1 protein-coding gene is annotated in these 1,518 nt (G+C 45.0%); it reads right to left on the reverse strand.

Annotation, left to right across the window (positions count from 1 at the left end; translation table 11 throughout):
- Positions 1-252: 252 nt before the first annotated feature.
- Positions 253-1,452, reverse strand: coding sequence for an FAD-binding protein (locus J7J62_00030; GenBank protein MCD6123554.1), 1,200 nt, complete (start codon positions 1,450-1,452; stop codon positions 253-255).
- Between the last annotated feature and the right edge of the window lie 66 nt (positions 1,453-1,518).

Here is a 1,518-nt window from a genome sequence, read left to right on the forward strand (position 1 = left end):
TTTCAGGCTTGATCTTTAAGCTAAATATATTACCTTTTACTAATCTTACTTTTAAGAGATGTTTCTCTAAAGAGGCATATGATTTATTTATAAAATCAAAATTGTATTTTTTATAACCTTTGCATCCTGCAAGCAAAAATAGCATTATAAAACATATGTTAATTTTCCTTAATCGCATTTTGACGAATTCTAATCTTAATCTATTTAGCCCTACGTAAATTTTATTTAGGATATTTAAACTGTCAAGGAATCTTAGCTTCTCATCGCCTTAATTTCCTTTATCAACGCAGGCACCACCTCGAAAAGGTCACCGACTATTCCATATGTGGCAACATCGAAAATAGGTGCGTTAGGGTCTTTGTTTATCGCGATTATGGTATCCGATGACTGCATTCCCACGAGATGCTGTATGGCGCCAGATATTCCTATGGCGATGTATAGTTTGGGTGAGACCGTTTTACCTGTCTGACCAACCTGATGAGCATATGGAATCCAGCCAGCGTCGACCGCTGCGCGCGAGGCTCCGACGGCACCACCAAGCAACTCCGCAAGCTCGAAAAGCATTTTAAACGCATCAGGTCCACCAAGCCCTCTACCTCCAGAAACAATGATGTCCGCATCCGCTATATTTATCATTTCGCCGAGCTCCTCAACGCTTTCGAGTATCTTTTTGCGCTTGGGAGCCCATTTAACTTCTGATAGGTCAGCTATTATTATTTCTCCCTCTCGGCTATCATCGCGCGGCAGAGCTTTCATAACATGAGGTCTTACTGTTGCCATCTGTGGGCGATGATTGGGACAAAGTATTGTCGCCATTATGTTTCCGCCGAAAGCTGGTCTCGTTTGGCGAAGAAGTCCTGTTTCGGGGTCGATATCAAGATGGGTGCAATCGGCGGTTAGACCTGTTCTCAGTTTAACAGCTAATCTGGGGATAACTGAACGCCCCCAGATAGTCGCACCACAAAGAATCACTTCTGGCTTTTCCTTTTCGACTATGTGCGCCAGCGCCCTTGAGTAATTTTCTTCGTCGAATTGGGCAAGCTCCTCGTGGTCGAGAACTATGACTCTATCGGCACCGTGGGCAATGTATTCTTTGGCGAGTTCTTTTATATTGTGCCCCAGTATTACCGCAGTAAGTTTTGTATTCCGTTTGTCGGCAAGCTCTCTGCCCGCCCCCAGCATTTCGAAACCGACTGGAGCGGGCTTGTTGTTCGTGATTTCAGCAACTACCCAGATCCCTTTGTATTGATTTAGCTTTTCCTGCGGAACCTTTACCTCTTCTTCAACAGCTACTATCGCACCCTCGGGGCAGGCATCAATACATATTTTACAGGCTGTGCAGCCCTCTTTTATAACTGCGATATTATTTACTATTTCTATAACCCCGAACGGGCAGGCAGGAACACAAGCACTACAGCCAGTGCACTTCTCCGCGATTACCTTTACGGGAATCACTCAGCCTCCTTCTCCTTTTGCTCGAGTGAGAAACTGTCCAGCGGCGCTAACTCCCCTCTAAGA

The organism is bacterium (genome assembly GCA_021159335.1).
In the GTDB taxonomy this organism is placed as follows: Bacteria; UBP14; UBA6098; order B30-G16; family B30-G16; genus JAGGRZ01.